Below are 6,060 nucleotides of genomic sequence, written 5' to 3' on the forward strand. Positions count from 1 at the left end.
TTTATCTAGCTCTTTGCTTATTTAAATAAAATTCAGCTAATGCTAAATCATTAGGGTGAGTTATTTTTATATTTTCACTACTGCCAACAACGATTAGGCTTTTATGATGTGCATGTTCCATTGCTGAGGCTTCATCGGTGATTGGCAGACCAAGTGCCATTGCTTGCTCTATGGCATGAGTTAATTCTTCTGTTTTATAAAGTTGTGGTGTTAAAGCATGCCATAATTGCTCTCTATCGACGGTGTTTTCAATCGTACACATACCACCTGCTGTAGCAATACCTCGTTTCATGGTATCTCGAACAGCTGTCGCCAAAATCCCACCACAATCATTTTTTTGACATTCATTGATGAGTTTATCAATATCCTGGTGACTAACACAGGGACGCGCTGCATCATGGACCAACACCCAAGGATATTTTTGTCCATCAACCGCTTGTAAACCACTGAGCACAGAATCTACCCGCTCAGCGCCACCTTTGACCCGAATAATATCTTTATGGTCAGCTAAATCGGATTCACTAAAATATTCATCGTTTTCACTTAAAGCAATAATAACCTGGGTGATCAACGGATGGCTTAACAGCCGCATCACAGTATGGCTAAGAATTGTTTTATTATTTATACGTAGATATTGTTTGGGGCAATTGGCTTGCATTCGTTTACCTACACCAGCTGCAGGGACAATGACAACAAACTGTTGTATTTTTACCATTAATGAATCACCTTGTCATTGATATTATTACTTACATGACGACTGCCACTTTCTGTCGGTATTAGCCGGAAAAAAGTTTCATTTACTTTGATCATACCCAAGTCGTTTCGAGCTCGCTCTTCTATGGCCTCAAGCCCTAACTTCAAATCGTCAGTATCGGCATAAAGTAATTTATTGCGTTGCTGTAGCTTTTCATTAGCACTTTGCTGGCGGACTAGATTTTCTTTCAAGAGCAGATAATCAGGCACACTATTTTTACCGAACCAAAGTCGGTATTGCAGTAAAACTAATATTATCAGTAAAATAGCGGTAAATACGCGCATAACAACCTAAAATAAGATATAAAAAGTAGAGAATTTTACCGTTATTATACCTAACTAAGGGCAGAGTTAAATAGCCAAGGGTTTTTTGAAGTTTTTCCAGTTAATAGAGCAAGATAATAGTAATTCTCGCAAGCTAGGAATAATAGGAACTTGCCTGCTATTTCTTTGCCAATAATGACCTGCGCAAGCGGAGACCATTATTTTTTTATTCGGCTTAAGTAGCTGTTTACCGACGCCCTTGTCTTCATTCGCGCTATTGAAAGCGGTTAACGAAAACCAGCCAGCAACATTGGTACGTAACCTTTGCTTATCGACATCGATGCGATCAATGCAATCAATAATAATATGATCAACCAGCAACACCGGCACAGCTAGCCCAACACTAATATCTTCTTGTAAGTACCAGGTAAAAACCTTAGCACGCTCTTGCGGCGTTTCTTGACCAGATAAAGGTATTTTTGTATTTTGTTTTGCCGACCAAGTAGCATTTTGACTGTCCAGTTGCAATGGCGACAGCCCTTGATAGATAACTTCTATCATGGCATGTGCAGTTCTATTAATGTAATAAGGCAAACTTTGTAAACGCGCCTGCACAGCCTGAGCATTGGCATAATCACCCTTAGCAATAAGGCCGATTTCTCGCTGATAAAGACCATTGCATAATTCAGCAAAGTCTCCGGTCTCAGTGTGTTTTTGCCAAAAGCTAGACTGTGTCATAAGGCGCAGATACTAATTATTTATAGATATTCCAGTATTAAGCAACAGGCAGAATAACCCGCACCAAAGGAACATAATATACTCTTATCTCCGGCGACCAAGCCTTGCTTGTTTTTGTGCAAAGCTATGATACAGCCAGCTGAGCTAGTATTGGCGTATTCATCCAAAATAATAGGCGCTTCACTGCTAAGGGCTTCTCGACCAAGGACTTTTTTAACAATAAAATTATTCATATTAATATTCGCTTGGTGCAAATAAAGCCGCTTAATATCATCCGAGCCAAGGTTAAGCTTTTCCATTTCACTAATTATTAAGTTAGATACCATAGGTAAAACTTCTTTAAAAACCTTACGCCCTTGTTGGATAAAATACTTATCAACATCATCAACCTTATCAGGACTGCAGTGATTCATATAACCAATATTACTGCGGATATTATTGGAAAAATTGGTGATGGGTTTTTCACTCAATATTTTAAAAACGTGCTCACCATTGGCGGTACTTTCGTCTTCAATAATAGACGCTGTAGCCACATCACCAAAGATAAAATGACTATCACGATCACGATAATTAATTTGTGGTGATAAGATCTCAGGGTTGATCACCAACACTGTTTTTGCTGTGCCGCTACGAATGGCATTGGCCGCATTGATAATGCCAAACGTTGCGGCAGAGCATGCCACTAACATATCAAAACCCCAACCACCACAACCAAGAGCTTTTTGTATTTCAATGGCCATCGCCGGATATGAGCGTTGGGTGTATGCACAGGCAACGATTATCAGGTCAATATCTGCCGGTGTTTTATTGGCTGCCTGCATAGCATCTTTAGCCGCGGCAACTCCTATTTCAGCCTGCATGGAAAGCTGGTCATTACTGCGTTCAGTAAAGCGCGGCGCCATAACATCAACATTTAAAATATCTTCTTTCGCCATGACATAACGACTTTTAATGCCCGAGGCTTTTTCAATAAAGCTACTGTCTGAAGGAGATAACGCGGTGACCTTGCCATCTTCGATATCTTGACTATGGCTAAGGTTAAATTTCTCTACATATTGGTTAAAACAGTGTACTAACTCATCATTTGAGATACTCTGTGTTGGAGTGAACAACCCGGTTCCACTAATCACTACTGCCATAATAGGTCTCTTAAAATAAGGGGATAAATGCCATTGTAGTTACTATTACAACGATATAATTCAATGCAAGTATACTGGTTTGATAAGTACTCAGCCAATGGTTCTCTTTGGCTTAAGCTACCAAACGGATTTACGCTACTTGCTTGTTTATTCAATAATACTACACAACAACAGCATCAGTTCAATTTTTATTTAAAAATGAATTAGCCGACTCAAGCGCTACTCTTAAGGTTCCATAATTTAACGTTCAGTATTCCAACTAAATAAATATGCCCCGAGCAGTAAAAATACACTAGTCATCGCCAGTAAGGCATTAACATGAAAACTAATATCACTGAGCGATGCTCCTTCGGTAATTACCGCTCTGGCGCCAGCAACTAAATGGGTCAGTGGCAGAAAGTCAGCTAAGGTCTTCAGCGCATCAGGCGCCCCTTCTAAACTGAACCAAACGCCAGAAAGCATCATCATAGGCCAAGACGTTAAATTCAATAAGCCACCAATAAGCTCTTCACTTTTACTACGACTTGCCACCAGTAGTCCGAGACTAATTAAGCACAAAGCGCCTAATACGCCAATAATAAATAAATCGATATAACTGCCCAGCATATAAAAATCAAAAAAGACATTACAGCCACTATAGACCACCGTTGACATAAACATCACGATAAATAAACGTGACAACAATTGTGCGGATACAAATTCAAAAGCCGATAGCGGCGTTGCTTTCAACCGTTTTAATACTGAGTTTTTCCGATAGCGCACAATGACAAAACCAACACCAAATAGGCAGCTAAACATCATATTCATCGCTAAAACACCCGGTAAGACCCAATCAATATAACGAATACTTATGCCGCTACTTGCTAAGCGAGTAAAACCTGATTGCTGGCCAAGGAATATTTTTTCAACTAAATAGCTTTTTGATGACTCTTCATTTACCCAATAACGCTGAGTGTTATAGTCTATTAACAAATCAAGACTATGGCGGCTAAGTTTTTCTTTCGCTAAAGCCACATCGCTATAGTCAATAAAATCAATATAACGTAATTGAGTCAGTGCTGATTGAGCCGAGTTTTGTCTTTGCTCTGGTTGAATAAGCAAACCCACTTTATAGGCTGGTCGACCGTCACCCGAAAAAATAAATGAAAAGCCTACTAATAATAAAACCGGGAATAACAAGTTCCAGCCAAGTGATGACTTATCACGGAAAAACTCAATATTCCGCGCTTTAAAAACAGCAAAAAAACGATTAAAATTCATAAGCTTTCCTAAAGTGTAATAGTGCTCTATTAGCTAGGCCTGTAGTGAGTGACCGGTAAGTTTCAAAAACAAATCATCGAGGTTAGCTGACTTAACATGCAAGCCATCAAGAGAAACCCCCTGTGCCATCAACAGCCTTAGCGTTTTTTCAACGTTTTTACTGGTAATTTCAATGCGATCAGCTAATTTAGTCCAGCCATACTCGCTTACCAGTTCATGAGGGACCTGTGCTTGGGGAAGGTAGATAAAAATATCGTCGAAGTGTTTGGCAAGTAATTGATGTGGAGTACCTGCAGCAATTATCTTGCCTTTATCCATGATAACGATATCGTCACAAAGCTGTTCAGCTTCGTCCATATAATGAGTCGTCAAAATAATGGTTTTATTTTGCGCTTTAATATTTGTGATCAATTGCCAAAAGTTACGTCTGGCATGAGGATCTAAACCGGTCGTTGGCTCATCAAGAAAGATAATTTTAGGATCGTTGATCAAGGCTAACGCCAGTAGTAATCGTTGCCTCTGCCCCCCCGACAACAAGCGATTATCGCGATCGATAAAATCTTTTAAATCACACAATTCGATTAATTGCTCTTGCGCGACAGTATTTTGATAAAAAGCAGCAAATAAATTAAGGGTTTCTTTAACGGTTAAAAAGTCTTGTAAGGCGGTATTTTGAAATTGAATACCTATTTGTTGAGATATTTGGCTATCAACCAGCTGACCTTGATAAAGCACTTGCCCTGAAGAGGCACTAATAATGCCTTCCATAATTTCAATAGTCGTGGTTTTACCCGCACCATTGGGCCCTAAAAGACCAAAACAGTGTCCTTGTAATACGTCAAAACTCACCTTATCAACGGCGCAAACATCTTTATAATATTTACTAAGTGACTGTACGCTTACCGCGGCGATCATAACTGCTCCCTATTGCTCAATTTCTACCCATATTGTACTGACTAAGGGGCGTTAGTAAAACTAAATAACATTTACTTTCAATCAGTTTAAGCAAAACCGATAAATGATAATGATTATCATTTGCATTGATTGGTTTCTTTGTTTATGCTTAATATAAACATGGGGGGATAGATATGAACACTATAGCTGTTAATAATGCCGATAAAGTACAAGTAGAGATATCAACTAATCTACTTACTCATTTACTCGATTCAGGTTTACTACACTGCGGTGACTGCAAATGTTTAAATGCTAATGCCAAGGCTGTTATTTGGCATACCTTACTAGCAAGTAGTACCAACAGTGATGTGCTCTAGGGAGAACATAATTATGTGCCTAGCCACATCAAAAGAGGTTACTTAACCTGAATTCTGGATAATGAGTATTTGATGGTTAAGTAAAAACAACGACTTACGGTTGTTAACAACAAAATATACAAGATTAAGTAGCAATATACACTATCAATGTTTCAATTTATTCGATTATCAAGGCAACACGTTTATGAATAACGGGTTATTTATCGACGTGTTAACGCTGAGAATCGGATAAAGGGGAATATTGAGCAAGTGCTGCTTATCCAGAGTTCAGGTTACTTATATGGAAAATTGGTTAGTTATGCTACTGACCGTTTATCAAAGTAATGCCAGTAACGGTTTAGCTCAAACGATTAGCTTTTATTTGGACAAGTTACTGCAGCATGAGGATATCCACTTTTGTGGTGACAAACGCTGTGACTATATATACCCATGTTACTTCAAGATGCAGGATTCAGCTGGAATTAGCAATGCCTTTAGGTAAGGCATTGATTGAAGAAAATAGTTATTCTATTGTCGAAATCAATAACGTAACATAAAGCGTTGCTAAACCGGCCCTACGGGGATGCCTGAACAAATAATGCTCATCGTTGACTCTATTTTTAAGGGAATAACCCTTAATAAAAAGAGGCGCCTTG

At 38.8% G+C, this 6,060-nt stretch carries 8 protein-coding genes; 2 read left to right on the forward strand and 6 right to left on the reverse strand.

What is annotated here, in order from left to right:
• Window position 1 precedes the first annotated feature (1 nt).
• The 6 genes from ispD to MTCD1_RS02565 all read right to left on the reverse strand — a co-directional run bounded on the left by ispD (window position 2) and on the right by MTCD1_RS02565 (window position 5,069).
• A complete protein-coding gene (gene ispD, locus MTCD1_RS02540) occupies window positions 2-715 on the reverse strand; it encodes a 2-C-methyl-D-erythritol 4-phosphate cytidylyltransferase (RefSeq protein ID WP_057179928.1) in 714 nt (237 codons plus the stop codon).
• Window positions 715-1,038, reverse strand: coding sequence for a cell division protein FtsB (gene ftsB / locus MTCD1_RS02545; RefSeq protein WP_057179927.1), 324 nt, complete (start codon window positions 1,036-1,038; stop codon window positions 715-717). The genes ispD and ftsB overlap by 1 nt, the downstream gene beginning before the upstream one ends.
• A gap of 66 nt (window positions 1,039-1,104) precedes the next feature.
• Window positions 1,105-1,755, reverse strand: coding sequence for a hypothetical protein (locus MTCD1_RS02550; protein WP_057179926.1), 651 nt, complete (start codon window positions 1,753-1,755; stop codon window positions 1,105-1,107).
• 20 nt (window positions 1,756-1,775) lie between these two features.
• Entirely contained in the window at window positions 1,776-2,894 is a 1,119-nt protein-coding gene (locus MTCD1_RS02555; protein WP_057179925.1) for a beta-ketoacyl-ACP synthase III, read from the reverse strand.
• 240 nt (window positions 2,895-3,134) lie between these two features.
• Window positions 3,135-4,154, reverse strand: coding sequence for an ABC transporter permease (locus MTCD1_RS02560; RefSeq protein WP_057179924.1), 1,020 nt, complete (start codon window positions 4,152-4,154; stop codon window positions 3,135-3,137).
• 33 nt (window positions 4,155-4,187) lie between these two features.
• Window positions 4,188-5,069, reverse strand: coding sequence for an ABC transporter ATP-binding protein (locus tag MTCD1_RS02565; RefSeq protein WP_057179923.1), 882 nt, complete (start codon window positions 5,067-5,069; stop codon window positions 4,188-4,190).
• Between the two features lie 173 nt (window positions 5,070-5,242).
• Here MTCD1_RS02565 and MTCD1_RS02570 point away from each other — a divergent pair, with 173 nt between their 5' ends.
• Entirely contained in the window at window positions 5,243-5,425 is a 183-nt protein-coding gene (locus MTCD1_RS02570; protein WP_057179922.1) for a hypothetical protein, read from the forward strand.
• Between the two features lie 280 nt (window positions 5,426-5,705).
• Window positions 5,706-5,906 (forward strand): hypothetical protein, encoded by a 201-nt coding sequence (locus MTCD1_RS02575; protein WP_058026436.1) that lies wholly within the window; start codon window positions 5,706-5,708, stop codon window positions 5,904-5,906.
• The last annotated feature ends 154 nt before the right edge of the window (window positions 5,907-6,060 follow it).

It is taken from the genome of Colwellia marinimaniae (genome assembly GCF_002207865.1).
GTDB lineage: Bacteria > Pseudomonadota > Gammaproteobacteria > Enterobacterales > Alteromonadaceae > Colwellia > Colwellia marinimaniae.

Bases quoted from the DNA above. Each gene is read 5' to 3' on its own strand.
- MTCD1_RS02570 (WP_057179922.1), top strand. From the start codon at position 5,243: ATGAACACTATAGCTGTTAATAATGCCGATAAAGTACAAGTAGAGATA.
- MTCD1_RS02560 (WP_057179924.1), bottom strand. From the start codon at position 4,154: ATGAATTTTAATCGTTTTTTTGCTGTTTTTAAAGCGCGGAATATTGAG.
- ftsB (WP_057179927.1), bottom strand. From the start codon at position 1,038: ATGCGCGTATTTACCGCTATTTTACTGATAATATTAGTTTTACTGCAA.
- MTCD1_RS02555 (WP_057179925.1), bottom strand. From the start codon at position 2,894: ATGGCAGTAGTGATTAGTGGAACCGGGTTGTTCACTCCAACACAGAGT.
- MTCD1_RS02550 (WP_057179926.1), bottom strand. From the start codon at position 1,755: ATGACACAGTCTAGCTTTTGGCAAAAACACACTGAGACCGGAGACTTT.
- MTCD1_RS02565 (WP_057179923.1), bottom strand. From the start codon at position 5,069: ATGATCGCCGCGGTAAGCGTACAGTCACTTAGTAAATATTATAAAGAT.
- ispD (WP_057179928.1), bottom strand. From the start codon at position 715: ATGGTAAAAATACAACAGTTTGTTGTCATTGTCCCTGCAGCTGGTGTA.
- MTCD1_RS02575 (WP_058026436.1), top strand. From the start codon at position 5,706: ATGGAAAATTGGTTAGTTATGCTACTGACCGTTTATCAAAGTAATGCC.